This window comes from Pseudomonas sp. IPO3778, from assembly GCF_013386825.1.
Classification (GTDB): Bacteria; Pseudomonadota; Gammaproteobacteria; order Pseudomonadales; family Pseudomonadaceae; genus Aquipseudomonas.
In genome coordinates, this window is record NZ_JACARC010000018.1 from 35,268 (window position 1) to 50,615 (window position 15,348).

Below are 15,348 nucleotides of genomic sequence, written 5' to 3' on the forward strand. Positions count from 1 at the left end.
AAGCAGCGGAGGGTGGATGTAGGACGGTTCTGTGAGATGGCGCCGAATGGGCCTAGAGGAGGTTGGAGCCGGCAAGCCGGCTCCAAAAGCGGTTACGCATGAACGAGTACCTGCTTGCGACTGGCCATCGCCGTCACTGCATACCCGATCAACGCCGCCAAGATCGACCCGGTCAGGATGCCCATCCGGTCCATGCCGGCGTATTCGCTGCTGCCCGGCAAGAACGCCAGTGAGCCGACAAACAGGCTCATGGTGAAGCCGATGCCGCACAGGATCGCCACGCCCAACACCTGGCCCCAATTGGCGCCATTGGGCAGCACGGCAAGGCCGGTTTTGATCGCGACCCAGGTGAAGCCCAGCACGCCAACGGTCTTGCCCAGCAGCAGGCCGGCGGCGATGCCCATGGGCACGTGGTGGGTGAAGCTTTCCAGGTTGACGCCGGTCAGCGAGACGCCAGCGTTGGCAAAGGCGAACAGTGGCAGGATCGCGTAGGCCACCCAGGGATGGAGTGCGTGTTCCAGGGTCAGCAGCGGCGAAGGCTCGGCGTTTTTGGTGCGCAGCGGGATGCAGAATGCCAGGGTCACCCCGGCCAGGGTGGCGTGCACACCGCTCTTGAGGACGCAGACCCACAGGATCAGCCCGACAATCATGTAAGGCCCCAGTTTGACGACACCGAGCCGGTTCATTGCAATCAAGGCAATCAGGCACGCCGCCGCCCCGGCCAGCGAGGCCCCGGACAGATCGGTGGAGTAGAAGATGGCAATCACGATGATTGCGCCGAGGTCGTCGATGATGGCCAGGGTCATCAGGAACAGCTTCAGCGACACCGGCACGCGCTTGCCCAGCAGGGCCAATACGCCCAGGGCGAAGGCAATGTCGGTGGCCATGGGAATCGCCCAGCCCCCGAGGGCTGCCGGGTTGTCCTTGTTCAGCGCCCAGTAGATCAGTGCCGGCACCACCATGCCGCCGATGGCGGCTGCGCCGGGCAGCACCACTTGCGAGGGCTTGGACAGTTGGCCATCGAGCACTTCGCGTTTGACCTCAAGACCGATCAACAGGAAAAACAGGGCCATGAGGCCATCGTTGATCCACAGCAGCGCCGGCTTGGCGATTTTCAGTGCGCCAATTTGTGCGACCACCGGGACGTCGAGAAAGCTCGCGTAAAAGTGCGACAGCGGGGAGTTGTTGATGATCAGCGCCAAAGCGGCGGCAGCGATCAGAAGCAGACCGCTGGCGGCTTCCAGCTGGAAGAAACGGGTGAAAGTGCTACGCAGAGGCAAGGGATGCTCTCCCATCAAAGTTCAGTAAGCGGGTACCCTAACGCGAGTCGATAGTTATTAAAACAAAAGTTATATTCTTATTTGTTATAAGGGAGCGGCCTGATCAATCGTGCTTCAGACCCCGAAAATTGTGTTTCCAATTGAGTCATGACTGTATCTGTGTGGAGTGTAGGAAACATCCTAAGATCAAGTCTGAAATCCTTAGAGAAACCGATCATGAGCGACAATCGCCAATGGGCCCGCGAAGCTATTCGTATTATTGAAGCGGACTTCCAGCGCAGCGCCGACACCCACCTGATCCCCTTGCCGCTGCCGGGTTTGCCGGGCATCGAGTTGTATTTCAAGGATGAATCCAGCCACCCCACCGGCAGCCTGAAACACCGGTTGGCGCGTTCGCTGTTCCTCTATGCGTTGTGTAATGGCTGGCTCAAGCCCGGTGCGCCGGTGATCGAGGCGTCCAGCGGCTCCACGGCGATTTCCGAGGCGTACTTTGCCCGGCTGCTGGGCTTGCCGTTTATTGCGGTGATGCCGGCCACCACCTCCCAGGAAAAGATCGCGCAGATCGCGTTCTACGGTGGCAAGAGTCATCTGGTGCAGGATCCGACGCAGATCTACGCCGAATCCGAACGTCTGGCCCAGGAAAGCGGCGGCCACTTCATGGACCAGTTCACCTACGCCGAGCGCGCCACTGACTGGCGGGCCAACAACAACATCGCCGAGTCGATCTTTCAGCAGTTGCGCTTTGAGCGTTACCCGGAGCCCAGCTGGCTGATTTCCAGCCCCGGCACCGGCGGCACCACGGCCACATTGGGGCGTTATGTGCGTTATCGCCAGCATTGCACCCGGGTGTTGTGCGCGGACGCGGAGCGTTCGGTGTTTTTCGACTATTACCTGAGCGGCGACGCCAGCCTGCGCCTGGAGTGTGGATCGCGCATCGAAGGCATTGGCCGTCCACGGGTCGAGGCGTCGTTCTTGCCCAAGGTGATTGATGCGATGGTCAAGGTGCCGGATGCGCTGTCCCTGGCCGCCATGCATTACCTGGCTCAGCGCCTGGGGCGGCGAGTGGGCGGTTCCAGCGGCACCAACCTGATCGGCGCGTTGATTGCGGCGCAGCAGATGAAAGCGGCGGGGGAGTCGGGTTCGATCGTGGCGATCTTGTGCGACGGCGGTGAACGCTATGCCACGACCTATTACGACCAGGCCTGGTTGGCGGGGCAGGGGTATGAGTTGGACGGTTTGATTGCGGCCGTTGCGGCCAGTGTAGAGCGGGGCGAGGCGCTGCCGGATAGCGTGTTGCGCGCCAATATCTGAAACACCGCATAACCAAATGTGGGAGCGGGCTTGCTCGCGAAAGCGGTGGATCAGTCGGCACATTCGCTGACTGTCACACCGCCTTCGCGAGCAAGCCCGCTCCCACATTTGATCTGCTGCGTTTTTGGCGTGGGGGTTAAGCCTCCAGGCCCAACATATCCCGCGCCAATGCCTCGGCGATCCGAATTCCGTCGACACCCGCCGACAAGATCCCGCCTGCATAACCGGCACCTTCACCCGCCGGGAACAAGCCCTTCACGTTCAAGCTCTGCATCGACTCGTTTCGGGTAATCCGCAGCGGCGACGAGGTGCGGGTCTCGATCCCGGTCAGGACCGCATCGTGCAGCGAGTAACCCTTTATCTGCTTCTCGAACGCCGGCAACGCTTCACGGATGGCTTCGATGGCAAAGTCTGGCAGCGCCAAGGCCAGGTCGCCCAGGGCTACACCCGGTTTGTAGGACGGCTCTACGGTGCCGATGGCGGTGGACGGCTTGCCGGCGATGAAATCGCCTACCAGTTGCGCCGGCGCTTCGTAGGTGCTGCCGCCGAGGATGAACGCGTGGGACTCCAGGCGTTCCTGCAACTCGATCCCGGCCAGCGGGCCGCCCGGGTAATCCACTTCCGGGGTGATGCCCACCACGATCCCGGAGTTGGCATTGCGCTCGTTACGCGAGTATTGGCTCATGCCGTTGGTCACCACGCGGTTCGGCTCCGACGTTGCCGCTACCACGGTGCCGCCCGGGCACATGCAGAAGCTGTACACCGAGCGACCATTCTTGGCGTGGTGCACCAGCTTGTAATCGGCAGCGCCGAGTTTCGGGTGCCCGGCGTATTTGCCCAGGCGCGCGGCGTCGATCAGCGACTGCGGGTGTTCGATACGGAAACCCACCGAGAACGGCTTGGCTTCCATGTACACGCCCCGGCCATGGAGCATGCGGAAGGTGTCGCGGGCGCTGTGGCCGAGGGCCAGGATCACGTGCCTGGACAGGATCTGCTCGCCGCCATCCACCACCACGCCGTTCAACTGGCCGTCTTCGATCAGCACGTCGGTGACCCGTTGCTCAAACCGCACCTCACCGTCCAGGGCGATGATCTGCTGGCGCATGTTTTCCACCACGCCGGTCAGACGGAACGTACCGATGTGCGGCTTGCTGACGTAGAGGATTTCGTCCGGCGCGCCCGCCTTGACGAACTCGTGCAGCACCTTGCGACCGTGGAATTTCGGGTCCTTGATCTGGCTGTAGAGCTTGCCGTCGGAGAAGGTCCCGGCGCCGCCCTCGCCGAATTGCACGTTGGACTCGGGGTTCAGCACGTTTTTACGCCACAGGCCCCAGGTGTCCTTGGTGCGCTGGCGCACTTCACGGCCGCGTTCGAGGATGATCGGCTTGAAGCCCATCTGTGCCAGCAGCAGCCCGGCGAAGATCCCGCACGGGCCAAAACCGACGACGATTGGCCGCTCGGTCAGGCCTTCCGGCGCATGGCCTACCACCTTGTAGCTGATGTCCGGGGCCGGGTTGACGTTGCGGTCGTCGGCAAATTTGAGCAGCAGGGCCGCCTCGCCTTTGACCTCCAGGTCGATGGTGTAGATGAAGCACAGCTCCGACGATTTCTTGCGGGCGTCGTAGCTGCGTTTGAACAGGGTGAAATCGAGCAGGTCGTCACTGGCGATGCCCAGGCGCTGCACAATGGCAGGCCGCAGGTCTTCTTCGGGATGGTCGATGGGCAGCTTGAGTTCGGTGATTCGTAACATGACAGGAATCCGGTAGGCGGCGGGCAAAGAGGCCGGCTGTTTTGCAAACCGGCGATTATAAGCCCCAACAGCGGTTTCCCGTCATGCTAAAACAGCGCAGGGTGCAATCAGTCGTCCCGCGAGCCGCCGAACGACGCGCAACCGCGCTGTACCTGGCCATTCACCCGCAACTCGGCCGACATGTGTTGCAGGCTGCCGCTGGCGCTGTCGACGCAGCGTTGCGGGGCCACCCACAGTTCAATGTGCTGGTTATTGGCTTCGGTCATCAGGTTGAACCGTCCGTCGCCCGATTGCTCTTCCACATAAGGCACGGCCAATGGCGGCTGGCCTTCGCGTTCCAGCACCATGCCCTTGGCGGTGACGTTCATCGCCCAGGCCGGCTTGTGGCCGTTGGCCCGCAGGATCATGCGCTTGAAGTCCGGGTCATCGCAGGCTGACGTCGAGCGTTCGACGCGATACACCTGTTGCAGGTCCACCGTCCCCTGGGTGCCGCTGGCGACGCCGGAAAACTTGCCGCGCAAGTCGGCAAACAGTGCGCCTTGCTGGCCGGCCAGGGAGGCGGCCTCCTGCAGGATGCTGGTACCGCCCGTGTCGTTGACGACGTAGTTGCGTTTGTCGTTGCAGGGTTGGAACAGCAGTTTGTCACCCTGGGCCGTCAGCTCACCCTGCATACGGGTCAGCCCGGCGAGGGAGGGCTTGGCCGGCTCGTTATCAAACATCTGGCAGGCAGTGAACAGAGGCAACAGGGCAAACAAAGCTAGGGTACGGGCGGCACGCATTATCGGGTCTCCTGATAAGTGCCGCCACGTTACGCAGGCTGGCGGTGCATCACAAGCCCGGGACACAGGTTGAATCAACCAACTATAAACGTCTGCCCGGTCTGCAAGCCTTCCACGCTTTTCGCGTAGGCCAGTGCCACCTCTGCTCCCGGAGCCGGTTTGTACCCACGGAAGTACGGTGCGTAGCTGCCCATGGCTTCCAGCAATACGGTCGGGCTGACCGAGTTGATGCGCAGGCCGCGTGGCAGTTCGATCGCCGCTGCCTTCACGAATGCATCCAGCGCGCCGTTGACCAAGGCCGCTGAAGCACCGGTGCGAATCGGATCGCGGTTGAGAATGCCGCTGGTGAAGGTGAACGACGCACCGTCATTGGCGAACTCACGGCCGATCAGCAACAGGTTGACCTGGCCCATCAGCTTGTCTTGCAGGCCCAGATCGAAGTCGGTTTCGCTCATGTCGGCCAGCGGCACGAAGTTGACACTGCCGGCGGCGCAGACCAGTGCGTCGAACTTGCCGGTCTGCTCGAACAGTTTGCGGATCGAGGCGCTGTCGCTGATGTCGACCCGAAAGTCGCCGCTCTTGCGACCGATGCTGATCACTTCATGACGTTGGGACAGCTCTGCCTTGACCGCCGAGCCCACGGTGCCGCTTGCGCCAATCAACAGGATTTTCATCGTACTTTCCTCCAGATGTGTAGGTGAGTTTTCAGTCTAGAGTGATTTTTTGCGCGGATAAGTGCACTAATAGGCAACCTTTGGTTTTCAATTGGAAACAATCCATGAGCGAAATGGATGACCTGGCGGCGTTTGCGGTGCTGATCGAAGCCGGCAGTTTTACCCTGGCGGCCCAGCAATTGGGCTGCAGCAAGGGGCAACTGTCCAAGCGCATCAGCCAATTGGAGGCACAGTTTTCGGTGGTGTTACTGCATCGAACCACCCGCCGTTTGAGCCTGACGGCGGCGGGGGCGGCGCTGTTGCCCCAAGCCCAGGCGTTGGTGGTCCAGGTGGAGCGGGCCCGCCAGGCATTGGCCAGGCTCAAGGACGACCTGGTCGGGCCCGTGCGTATGACGGTGCCGGTTTCCCTGGGCGAAACCTTCTTTGATGGCCTGTTGCTGGAGTTTTCCCGGGAGTACCCGCAGGTGCAGATCGAGCTGGAACTCAATAACCAGTATCGCGACCTGGCGCGGGATGGCTTTGACCTGGCCGTGCGCTCGGAAGTCGCCAACGATGAGCGGCTGGTGGCCAAGCCGTTGCTCGCCTGGCACGAGATGACCTGCGCCAGCCCGGCGTACCTGGAACAGCATGGCGAGCCGCTGACTCCGGCCGAGCTGGTGGGCCACGACTGCTTGCTGAACAGCCACTACAGTGGCCGCGAAGAGTGGCTGTATCACCAGCAACATGAGCTGCTGCGGGTTCGCGTGTCCGGGACCTTTGCCTCCAACCATTACAACTTGCTGAAGAAGGCTGCGCTGGTAGGCGCGGGCATCGCACGTTTGCCATCCTACGTGCTGCATACGGAATTGGCTGACGGTCGCCTGCGCTGGCTCCTGCGCGATTATCAGACCCGCAGCCTGCCGATGTACCTGGTCCATCCGTACCAGGGCGGCTTGCCGCGACGCACTCAGGTGTTGGCGGATTACCTGGTGGGCTGGTTCAAGCGCCGCGGCGAAGCCCTGGATCGTCTTTAGCGGTAGCGCCGTGCAATCAGGTGATCAAGGGAGAAACAGCCCGGCCCCTTGGCTATCAGCAGCAACAGCAGTGCGATCCACGTGCCATGGGTGGGGTAGGCTTCCGGGTAGACGAACAGCTGGATGGTCAGGGTCATGCCCAGCAACGCCAGCGCCGAGAACCGTGTGGCAAACCCCACCAGGATCAGCACCGGGAAAAAATGCTCGGCGAATGCCGACAAATGCGCTGCGACTTCTGGCGACAGCAACGGCACATGGTATTCACTGCGAAACAGCGGCACGGTGGACGGCGCCAGCTGCGGCCAGCCCAGTTGGAACGTACCGCCTATCAGGTCCACGGCAAAGCCTTCGACTTTGGTCTGGCCGGATTTCCAGAACACCGCGGCAATGGAGAACCGTGCGACAAAGGCGATCAGGCTGTAGGGGATTTTCTCGAAGAGCTGGATGATCCGTTGGATCAGGCCGGGGGCGCTGGCGTTCATGGCGATACCTTTTGTTCTAGGTGCAAGTGAGTGATAGCGCCGTGGCCGATCAGCAGGGCCAGGCATTGGTGCAAGTCAAACTCGGCGGCGGCATCGAGGGCGTAGGCCACGGCCATCTCCAGCGGCCAGCCGTTGTTCAGGCTGTTGATAAACGCCACCGAGCCGCTGTCGATGCGAAACACCTGCACGTCCAGGCCGTTGCGCAGTACCAGCGCACTTTGGGCGTGGAAGGGGTCGAGGGTGGCAAGGGATTCGTCCGTCTGGTGCGCGGCCCATAAAGCCACCACGGCGTAGGCCGAATTCAGGGTGGCAAGGGAGGGATGCAGTTGCAGGCGCAGTTCGCCCAGGCCCGACTGTTGTTGCAGGGCGGCGATGACCTCTTGCTGATCCAGTACCAATACATCTGCGGCGTGATAGGCCATCACCCGCAGCCGCTCCAGCCGCGCCACGTCAGCCAGGTACGGCACGCTGGCGGCGGGGGCGAAGGCCTGGATAAAGTCGGCCAGGTCGCCGCCGTACTCATTGATCAGTGGACCTGTCGGCGGGAACTCCTGGACATACACGCCGGCCATCGCGCGAAAAAACTCATCGCCCACCAGTTGCAGGGTGACCGGGTAGCTGGTGGCCAGGGCGTTGATCAGTGAGCTGTGAACATTGTTGCGATACACCGCAAAACGACTGGCCGGATCGGCGCCGTTGCGGCTGAACAAGCCTGGCGGGCAGCGTTCCTCTGACGAAAGCAGTGCGCGGGTAAAGACGTCCTGGCGGCTCATGCACTCACCTCCAGCAGAAACCGTTCGGCCTGACGCGCTTCGGCGTGCAGCACGCTGAAGGCCGGTACCTGGTTGTCACGTTCGATGAGCGTGGCCACTGGCCCCGTGCGCTTGAGCACGTGCTGGTAGAGCTGCCATACCGCGTTGTCGATCGGCGCGCCGTGGTCGTCAATCAGCAAGCGGTCGCCTAGGCTGTCGGTGTCTTCGGCAAACCCTGCCAGATGAATCTCGCTCACGGCGTGCAGGGGCAAGGCGTCGATGTACTTCAACGGGTCTTGCTGATGGTTGATGCACGACACATACACATTGTTGACGTCCAGCAGCAGCCCGCAGCCGGTGCGGCGGATCACTTCGCTGATGAAGTCGGTTTCTTCCAGGGTGGAGCACTGGAACTGCAGGTAGGTCGACGGGTTCTCCAGCAGCATTCGCCGCTGAAGACGGCTTTGCACCTGGTCGATGTGTTCGCATACTCGTTGGAGGGTTTCATCGTCATAGGCCAGCGGCAGCAAATCATTGAGAAACACCGGGCCGTGGCTGGACCAGGCCAGGTGTTCGGAAAAAGAGTGGGGTTGATAGCGTTCGATCAGCGTCGCCAGGCGCGCCAGGTGGTCATCGTTCAGCGGGCCTTCGCCGCCGATAGACAGGCCAACACCGTGCAGCGACAGCGGGTACTGTTCGCGGATTAATCCCAGGTAGTGATGGAAAGGCCCGCCGGCCACCATATAGTTTTCGGCGTGGACTTCGAAAAAACCAATGTCGGGGGAAGTCTCGAGCACTTCACTGAAGTGCTCGTTCTTGAGCCCCAGCCCGGCCCGACGTGGGAGGCCGGGCGCCTGAGCCTGGGAGATGGAGTGGGTGCATGGGAGCGTCATCGTCAGTACTCAGGCTGTGCAGGGTTTCAGGACTTGGCGGTGAAGGCTGCTTCCTGGCCGAAACCGGTTGGCGAGGTGGCGCTTGGGGTTTTCAGGCAGGTGCCGGCCGGGACGAGTTTCCAGGCGTTGGCTTGGTCCTTGACCTTCGAGGTGCCGGCGCAAGTGGTGCCAGCGCCTGCAGCGCAATCGTTCTTGCCGGCTTCGGCCACACCGAAGCATTTCTGCATGTCATCGGCAGCGTGGGCGGTGGTGGTCAGGGCGGACAGGCTCAGGGCCGAACCCAGGGCCAGGATCAGGGTGGCAGCGGACAGCGAACGGGTTTTAGTAGTCATGGTGTATCTCCAGCAGTGGGTTGAGTTGGCAAGCGTAGCTGCCTGCTTACACCACTAGAGACAGGGGGAAGGGATTCGTTACAAACGCGGCGAAATTAATTTCAGGTTTCGCAAAACAAGTGTGGGAGCTGGCTTGCCTGCGATGCTGACGCCTCGGTGTTTCAGAACCACCGAAGCGATGCTATCGCAGGCAAGCCAGCTCCCACAGAGGCCGGCATTAACCGCCCAGGTAAGCCTCACGCACTTTCGGGTCGGTCAGCAGTTGTTCGCCGCTGCCCTGCATCACCACCCGGCCGTTTTCCAGCACATAGGCACGGTCGGCGATCTTCAGTGCCTGGTTGGCGTTCTGCTCCACCAGGAACACCGTCACCCCGTCCTTGCGCAGCTGTTCGATGATGTCGAAGATCTGCTGGATGATGATCGGTGCCAGGCCCAGTGAAGGCTCATCCAGCAGCAACAGCTTGGGCTTGCTCATCAGCGCGCGGCCGATGGCGAGCATTTGCTGTTCGCCACCGGACATGGTGCCGCCGCGCTGGCTGAAGCGTTCCTTGAGCCGTGGGAACAGGTGCAAGACCTTGTCCATCTGCTCCTGGTAGTCGCCCTTGTCGGTAAAGAACCCGCCCATGGCAAGGTTCTCTTCCACGGTCAGGCGGGCAAACACCCGACGGCCTTCCGGAACCACGGCAATGCTCTTGCGCATGATCTCGGAGGAGGCCTGGCCCACCAGTTCCTCACCCATGTAGCGGATGCTGCCGCTGTGAGCCTGGGGCGAACCGCACAGGGTCATCAGCAGCGTGGATTTACCGGCACCGTTGGCGCCGATCAGGGTGACGATTTCGCCTTGGCGCACTTCGACGTTGACGCTGTGCAGCGCCTGGATCTTGCCGTAGAAAGTGGAAACGTTTTCGAATTGCAGCATTTTACGCTTCCCCCAAATAGGCTTTGATCACGGCCGGGTTGTCGCGGATCTGCTCCGGCGTGCCGTCGGCCAGTGGCGTGCCCTGGTTGATCACGACGATATGGTCGGAGATGCTCATGACCAGTTTCATGTCGTGTTCGATCAGCAGCACGGTGGCGTTGTTTTCTTCACGCAGCACACTGATCAGCGCCTTGAGGTCTTCGGTTTCCCTTGGGTTCAGGCCGGCGGCCGGTTCGTCGAGCATGAGGATCCGCGGGCGGGTCATCATGCAGCGGGCGATTTCCAGGCGACGTTGCTGACCATAGGCCAGGGTGCCGGCAGGGCGGTTGGCAAACTCGGTGAGGTTGACCTTGTCCAGCCAGTACTCGGCGTATTCCATGGCCTCGCGCTCGCTCTTGCGGAACGCCGGGGTCTTGAACAGGCCGGCAAAGAAGTTGGTGTTCAAGTGACGATGCTGGGCGATCAACAGGTTCTCGACCGCCGTCATGTCCTTGAACAGCCGCACGTTCTGGAAGGTTCGCACCACGCCCTTGCGGGCAATCTCGTGGCCGGCCAGGCCCTGGATCGGCTGGCCGTCCAGCAGGATGGTACCGCCCGCCGGCTTGTAGAACCCGGTCAGGCAGTTGAACACCGTGGTCTTGCCGGCGCCGTTGGGGCCGATCAAGGCCACAACCTGTTTCTCTTGTACGGTCAGGGCCACGCCATTGACCGCCAGCAAGCCGCCGAAGCGCATGCTCAAGTTTTCGACTTTCAGGATCTCGCGGCTCATTTGCGCAGCTCCATGTGTGGACGTTGCATGGGCAGCAGGCCTTGAGGACGCCAGATCATCATCAGCACCATCATGGCGCCGAACATCAACATGCGGTATTCGCTGAATTCACGCATCATTTCCGGCAGCAGGATCATCACGATCGCCGCGAGGATTACCCCCAACTGCGAGCCCATGCCGCCCAGTACCACGATGGCGAGGATGATTGCCGACTCGATGAAGGTGAACGACTCCGGTGTCACCAGCCCCTGGCGCGCGGCAAAGAAGCTGCCGGCGAAACCGGCGAAGGTTGCCCCGAGGGTGAATGCCGAAAGTTTGATGACGGTCGGGTTCATGCCTAACGCACGGCAGGCGATTTCATCTTCGCGCAGCGCTTCCCATGCACGGCCGATCGGCATGCGCAGCAGGCGGTTGATCACGAACAGCGCCGCCAGTGCCAGCAACAGAGCCACCAGGTACAGGAACACCACTTTGCTCACCGGGTTGTAGTCGATCCCGAAGTACTCGTGGAACGTCTGCATGCCTTCGGCGGCGGTGCGGTCGAACGACAGCCCGAAGAACGTCGGCTTGGGAATGCTGCTGATGCCGTTGGGACCGCCGGTGATGTCTGTCAGGTTACGCAGGAACAGACGGATGATTTCACCGAAGCCCAGGGTCACGATCGCCAGGTAGTCACCCCGCAGGCGCAGCACCGGGAAGCCCAGCAGGAAACCGAAGGTGGCCGCCGCCATACCCGCCAGAGGCAGGCAGATCCAGAAGCCCCAGCCCAGGTAATGGGAGAGCAGCGCGTAGGTGTAGGCACCCACGGCATAGAAACCCACGTAACCCAGGTCGAGCAGGCCGGCCAGGCCTACCACGATGTTCAGGCCCAGACCCAGCAACACGTAGATCAGGATCAGCGTTGCGATATCCACTGCGCCACGGGAACCGAAGAACGGCCAGACCAGGGCGGCCACGATCAGGCCGATGATGATGTAGCGCTGGGTGCGCGGCAGGGTCAGGAACTGGCTGACCTTGGGCGACACCAGCGGGCCACGGTTGGACTTGAGCAGTGCACCGACCTGCTGGGTGAACAGCACGCGCAGGAACATCAGCACCGAGCACAGGGCAATGATGGTCAACGTCACGGGGCCGGTGCCATGCACTTCAAGGTTGATCCCGACAATGCTCAGCTTGAGGCCGAGTACCGGAAAGGCCACGGCCCATACCAGCAAGGCGCTGAAAAACGCCGATTTAAGATATCTGCTCATACTTTCTCAACCTCCGGACGGCCCAGAATGCCGGTCGGCCGGAACAACAGCACCAGAACCAATAGACCGAATGCCACCACGTCCTTGTACTGGTCACCGAACACGTCGGCGCCAAAGGCTTCAGCCACCCCCAGCACCAGCCCGCCGAGCATCGCGCCCGGAATGCTGCCGATGCCGCCCAATACCGCTGCGGTGAAGGCCTTGAGGCCCACCAGGAAGCCGGCGTTGGGGTTGATCACGCCATACTGCATGCTCAGCAACACGGCAGCGATGGCGGCCAGTGCGGCACCGATGACGAAGGTCAGGGCGATGATGTTGTTGGTGTTGATGCCCAACAGGTTGGCCATCTTGATGTCTTCGGCGCAGGCCCGGCAGGCGCGCCCCAGACGGGAGCGGGAAATGAACAGGGTCAGGCCGAGCATCGCCACCAGGGTGACGACGAAGACCAGGATCTGCATGTAGGAAATCAGCACTTCTTGTGCGCCGCCTGGGCCGAAGGAGATGCTCCCCGGGATCAGGTTGGGAATGGATTTGTCCTTGGAATCCTGGGACAGCAATACGGTGTTCTGCAGGAAGATCGACATGCCGATCGCAGAGATCAGCGGGATCAAGCGGTTGCTGCCACGCAAGGGGCGGTACGCAACGCGTTCGATGCTGTAGCCATAGGCACTGGTTACGACGATGGACGCCAGGAACGCAGCGGTCATCAACAGCGGCAGGGAGTGGATACCCAGCATGGCCAGCCCGGCAAGGGCGATGAAGGCCACGTAGGAGCCAATCATGTACACCTCGCCATGGGCGAAGTTAATCATTCCAATGATGCCGTAAACCATTGTGTAGCCAATGGCTATCAAGGCATAGGTGCTGCCAACGGTCATGCCGTTAACCAGCGTTTGGAAAAAATGATAGATCTCAGGCATTACAGCGCTCCTAAAAACCCGATACGCATTTCACTGGTGGAGTCAATTTCCGGCTCGGTGCCCTGTTCTGTGATCAGGTTGCACAAAGCGTTTGCCAGCGAACCGCTGGTGACGGTTTTAAGATTTTCAGGTGAGCCAGCTCCCGGATCGCGGGTGTCGGGCCCATAAACCTCGTAAAACAAAGCCCACTGCTTGCACAGTGGGCTTGTTGACCAGTAACGCCTGGCTTACTGAGGGGAAACTTCGGTTTTTGGTTTGCCGAAGTGCCATTCGTAGACCACGAACTTGAAGTCCTTCAGGTCGCCCTTGGCGTCGAAGCTCAGGTCGCCGGTTGGGGTCTTGAAGGTACCGGCGTGGATGGCCGCAGCCACTTTCGCGGTGTCTTCGCTCTTCGCGGCAGTGATACCACCGGCGATCACTTCAACAGCCGAGTAGGCCGGGAACACGAACGGACCGGTTGGGTCCTGCTTGTTCTTGGTGAACTCTTCAACGATTGCCTTGTTGGCAGGATCGGTGTCGAACGACTTCGGCAGGGTGACCAGCAGGCCTTCGGAAGCGCCCTGGGCGATTTGCGAGATGGAGTCGTTGCCGACGCCTTCCGGGCCCATGAACTTGGCGTTTACGCCTTTTTCCTTGGCTTGGCGCAGGATCAGGCCCAGCTCAGGGTGGTAGCCGCCGTAGTAGACGAAGTCGACGTTGGCTTGCTTGAGCTTCTGGATCAGCGAGCCGAAGTCCTTGTCGCCAGCGTTGATGCCTTCGAAGAGGGCAACTTTCACGCCTTTCTTCTCGAGGGTCTGTTTAACGGCGGTGGCGATGCCTTCACCGTACTGCTGTTTGTCGTGGATAACGGCGACGACTTTCGGCTTCACGTGGTCGGCGATGTAGTTGCCGGCGGCCGGGCCTTGAGCGCTGTCCAGGCCGATGGTGCGGAAGATCAGCTTGTAGCCACGGGAAGTGATTTCCGGGCTGGTGGCAGCCGGGGTGATCATGATCACGCCTTCGTCTTCATAGATGTCGGAGGCTGGCTGAGTGGAGCTGGAGCAGAGGTGACCGACCACGAACTTGACGCCGTCGTTGACCACTTTGTTGGCTACGGCTACGGCTTGTTTTGGATCGCAAGCGTCGTCGTATTCCTTGGCTTCGAGCATTTTGCCATCTACGCCGCCTTTGGCGTTGATGTCGGCGATAGCCTGTTTGGCACCCATGAACTGCATGTCGCCGTACTGGGTCACAGGGCCGGTTTTAGGGCCGGCAATACCGATCTTGATGGTGTCAGCGGCGAACGAATGGCTGGCAACCCCAGCCAGGACCATAGCGGCAAACAGTTTGGAAATCTGCTTAGTAGCCTTATTCATAGTGCTCCACTCTTACTGTTGTATTTTTTATAGTTCTAGCGGCCTTGTGAGCTGCAGAACCGGATCAGATATCTCGGATATCCCCCGGCAGCGGCCTGGCAACTGTACCGGTACAGTGTAGAGCGCCGGTTGATCGCTTGAAAAGCTGGCTGCTGGGGGCAAAACCCGGGTATGTCGCTTAAATGAAAGAAAAAGACAGAATTGCGGCGGGGTGATGCCAGAGTTTCGGGCAATCCTTGGCTTTCCTGACACTTTCGTTCGGTGCCTCATTTGCAACTGGGTTTTTCTGCCTGGTACTCGACGGTATGATTGCGCCGTTTTTTTCTTCAGGTGAATTCCCATGACGCAAGAACCTAGCACCCTCTATGCCAAGCTGCTTGGTGAAACCGCGGAAATTTCCTGGAAGGAGCTTGAGCCGTTCTTTGCCAAGGGTGCCCTATTGTGGGTCGACGCCGGGCTGGATTTGATCGAGGCCGCCGAGGGGATGGCGGAGGATAACCGTGAGAAAGTCGCTGCCTGGCTGGCTGCGGGGAGTCTGGGCGAGGTGTCTGCGACGCGGGCATTGGACCTGGTTGAGCGGGATCCGGCGCTTTGGGCTGTGGTGGTTTCGCCTTGGATTCTGATCCAGGAAAGGGCGGCGTAGGAAATGCCTGCTCGAAAATGGTGCGGGTTTTTTCTGGGTTTAAGTGTGTAGGCGGGTAACTGCGTTTGCCGTGATGGCACGTTGCCGTAGAGAAAGGTCACAGGCGGGGGTTACGTGCGCGTCATGGGAACAGTTTTGTTCGGGGCGGAATGCGGGGGGAATTGTTTCTTGGTGTGTGTACATATCCGTTATTTAGGTAACGGCCGCCTAGGGTTCCGCTCTTACA

Annotated in this window: 17 protein-coding genes; 3 read left to right on the top strand and 14 right to left on the bottom strand. The window is 60.8% G+C overall.

The genetic code is table 11. The features are described from left to right. Nucleotides 1–92 precede the first annotated feature (92 nt). Complete coding sequence (gene nhaA / locus HX855_RS07810; protein WP_177082282.1) at nt 93–1,280, bottom strand: Na+/H+ antiporter NhaA; 1,188 nt, start codon at nt 1,278–1,280, stop codon at nt 93–95. Nucleotides 1,281–1,493: 213 nt separating this feature from the next. Between nhaA and HX855_RS07815 the strand changes: the two genes are divergently transcribed. Then, nucleotides 1,494–2,591 carry a PLP-dependent cysteine synthase family protein gene (locus HX855_RS07815; protein ID WP_177082305.1) on the top strand — a complete coding sequence of 366 codons (1,098 nt, stop codon included), beginning with the start codon at nt 1,494–1,496 and terminating at the stop codon, nt 2,589–2,591. 136 nt (nt 2,592–2,727) lie between these two features. Here the strand turns inward: HX855_RS07815 and HX855_RS07820 are convergent, their stop codons facing one another. From HX855_RS07820 to HX855_RS07830, 3 genes are all read right to left on the bottom strand, one after another. Continuing rightward, nucleotides 2,728–4,341 (bottom strand): NAD(P)/FAD-dependent oxidoreductase, encoded by a 1,614-nt coding sequence (locus HX855_RS07820; RefSeq protein ID WP_177082284.1) that lies wholly within the window; start codon nt 4,339–4,341, stop codon nt 2,728–2,730. 107 nt (nt 4,342–4,448) lie between these two features. Further along, the gene (locus HX855_RS07825; RefSeq protein ID WP_177082285.1) at nt 4,449–5,120 is read right to left on the bottom strand and encodes a COG3650 family protein; all 672 of its coding nucleotides are present in this window, start codon (nt 5,118–5,120) and stop codon (nt 4,449–4,451) included. Between the two features lie 74 nt (nt 5,121–5,194). Next, nucleotides 5,195–5,794: a short chain dehydrogenase gene (locus HX855_RS07830; RefSeq protein WP_177082287.1), complete on the bottom strand. Its 600-nt coding sequence runs from the start codon at nt 5,792–5,794 to the stop codon at nt 5,195–5,197. A 104-nt stretch (nt 5,795–5,898) separates the two neighbouring features. On the opposite strand from HX855_RS07830, the gene HX855_RS07835 reads away from it, so the two are divergent. Next, the gene (locus tag HX855_RS07835) at nt 5,899–6,807 is read left to right on the top strand and encodes a LysR family transcriptional regulator (RefSeq protein WP_177082289.1); all 909 of its coding nucleotides are present in this window, start codon (nt 5,899–5,901) and stop codon (nt 6,805–6,807) included. On the opposite strand, the gene HX855_RS07840 is transcribed toward HX855_RS07835, so the two are convergent. The 10 genes from HX855_RS07840 to HX855_RS07885 all read right to left on the bottom strand — a co-directional run bounded on the left by HX855_RS07840 (nt 6,804) and on the right by HX855_RS07885 (nt 14,479). Beyond that, nucleotides 6,804–7,289: a DoxX family protein gene (locus tag HX855_RS07840; RefSeq protein ID WP_177082291.1), complete on the bottom strand. Its 486-nt coding sequence runs from the start codon at nt 7,287–7,289 to the stop codon at nt 6,804–6,806. The genes HX855_RS07835 and HX855_RS07840 overlap by 4 nt on opposite strands. After that, nucleotides 7,286–8,062, bottom strand: a complete 777-nt coding sequence (locus HX855_RS07845) for a DUF2063 domain-containing protein (RefSeq protein WP_177082293.1) — start codon at nt 8,060–8,062, stop codon at nt 7,286–7,288. The genes HX855_RS07840 and HX855_RS07845 overlap by 4 nt, the downstream gene beginning before the upstream one ends. Continuing rightward, nucleotides 8,059–8,934, bottom strand: coding sequence for a DUF692 domain-containing protein (locus HX855_RS07850; RefSeq protein ID WP_177082295.1), 876 nt, complete (start codon nt 8,932–8,934; stop codon nt 8,059–8,061). Before HX855_RS07850 ends, HX855_RS07845 begins: the two co-directional genes overlap by 4 nt. 26 nt (nt 8,935–8,960) lie before the next feature. After that, complete coding sequence (locus HX855_RS07855; protein ID WP_177082297.1) at nt 8,961–9,266, bottom strand: DUF2282 domain-containing protein; 306 nt, start codon at nt 9,264–9,266, stop codon at nt 8,961–8,963. A gap of 217 nt (nt 9,267–9,483) precedes the next feature. Further along, the gene (locus HX855_RS07860) at nt 9,484–10,185 is read right to left on the bottom strand and encodes an ABC transporter ATP-binding protein (RefSeq protein WP_003211664.1); all 702 of its coding nucleotides are present in this window, start codon (nt 10,183–10,185) and stop codon (nt 9,484–9,486) included. Between the two features lies 1 nt (nt 10,186). Then, entirely contained in the window at nt 10,187–10,954 is a 768-nt protein-coding gene (gene livG / locus HX855_RS07865; protein ID WP_177082299.1) for a high-affinity branched-chain amino acid ABC transporter ATP-binding protein LivG, read from the bottom strand. Continuing rightward, entirely contained in the window at nt 10,951–12,204 is a 1,254-nt protein-coding gene (locus HX855_RS07870; RefSeq protein ID WP_177082301.1) for a high-affinity branched-chain amino acid ABC transporter permease LivM, read from the bottom strand. Before HX855_RS07870 ends, livG begins: the two co-directional genes overlap by 4 nt. Next, nucleotides 12,201–13,124: a high-affinity branched-chain amino acid ABC transporter permease LivH gene (gene livH, locus HX855_RS07875; protein ID WP_003211659.1), complete on the bottom strand. Its 924-nt coding sequence runs from the start codon at nt 13,122–13,124 to the stop codon at nt 12,201–12,203. The genes HX855_RS07870 and livH overlap by 4 nt, the downstream gene beginning before the upstream one ends. Next, the gene (locus HX855_RS07880; protein ID WP_177082225.1) at nt 13,124–13,306 is read right to left on the bottom strand and encodes a hypothetical protein; all 183 of its coding nucleotides are present in this window, start codon (nt 13,304–13,306) and stop codon (nt 13,124–13,126) included. Before HX855_RS07880 ends, livH begins: the two co-directional genes overlap by 1 nt. A 45-nt stretch (nt 13,307–13,351) precedes the next feature. After that, the gene (locus HX855_RS07885) at nt 13,352–14,479 is read right to left on the bottom strand and encodes a branched-chain amino acid ABC transporter substrate-binding protein (protein ID WP_177079680.1); all 1,128 of its coding nucleotides are present in this window, start codon (nt 14,477–14,479) and stop codon (nt 13,352–13,354) included. Nucleotides 14,480–14,819: 340 nt separating this feature from the next. Between HX855_RS07885 and HX855_RS07890 the strand changes: the two genes are divergently transcribed. Continuing rightward, nucleotides 14,820–15,122 (top strand): DUF2288 domain-containing protein, encoded by a 303-nt coding sequence (locus tag HX855_RS07890; RefSeq protein WP_177082303.1) that lies wholly within the window; start codon nt 14,820–14,822, stop codon nt 15,120–15,122. Nucleotides 15,123–15,348 lie beyond the last annotated feature (226 nt).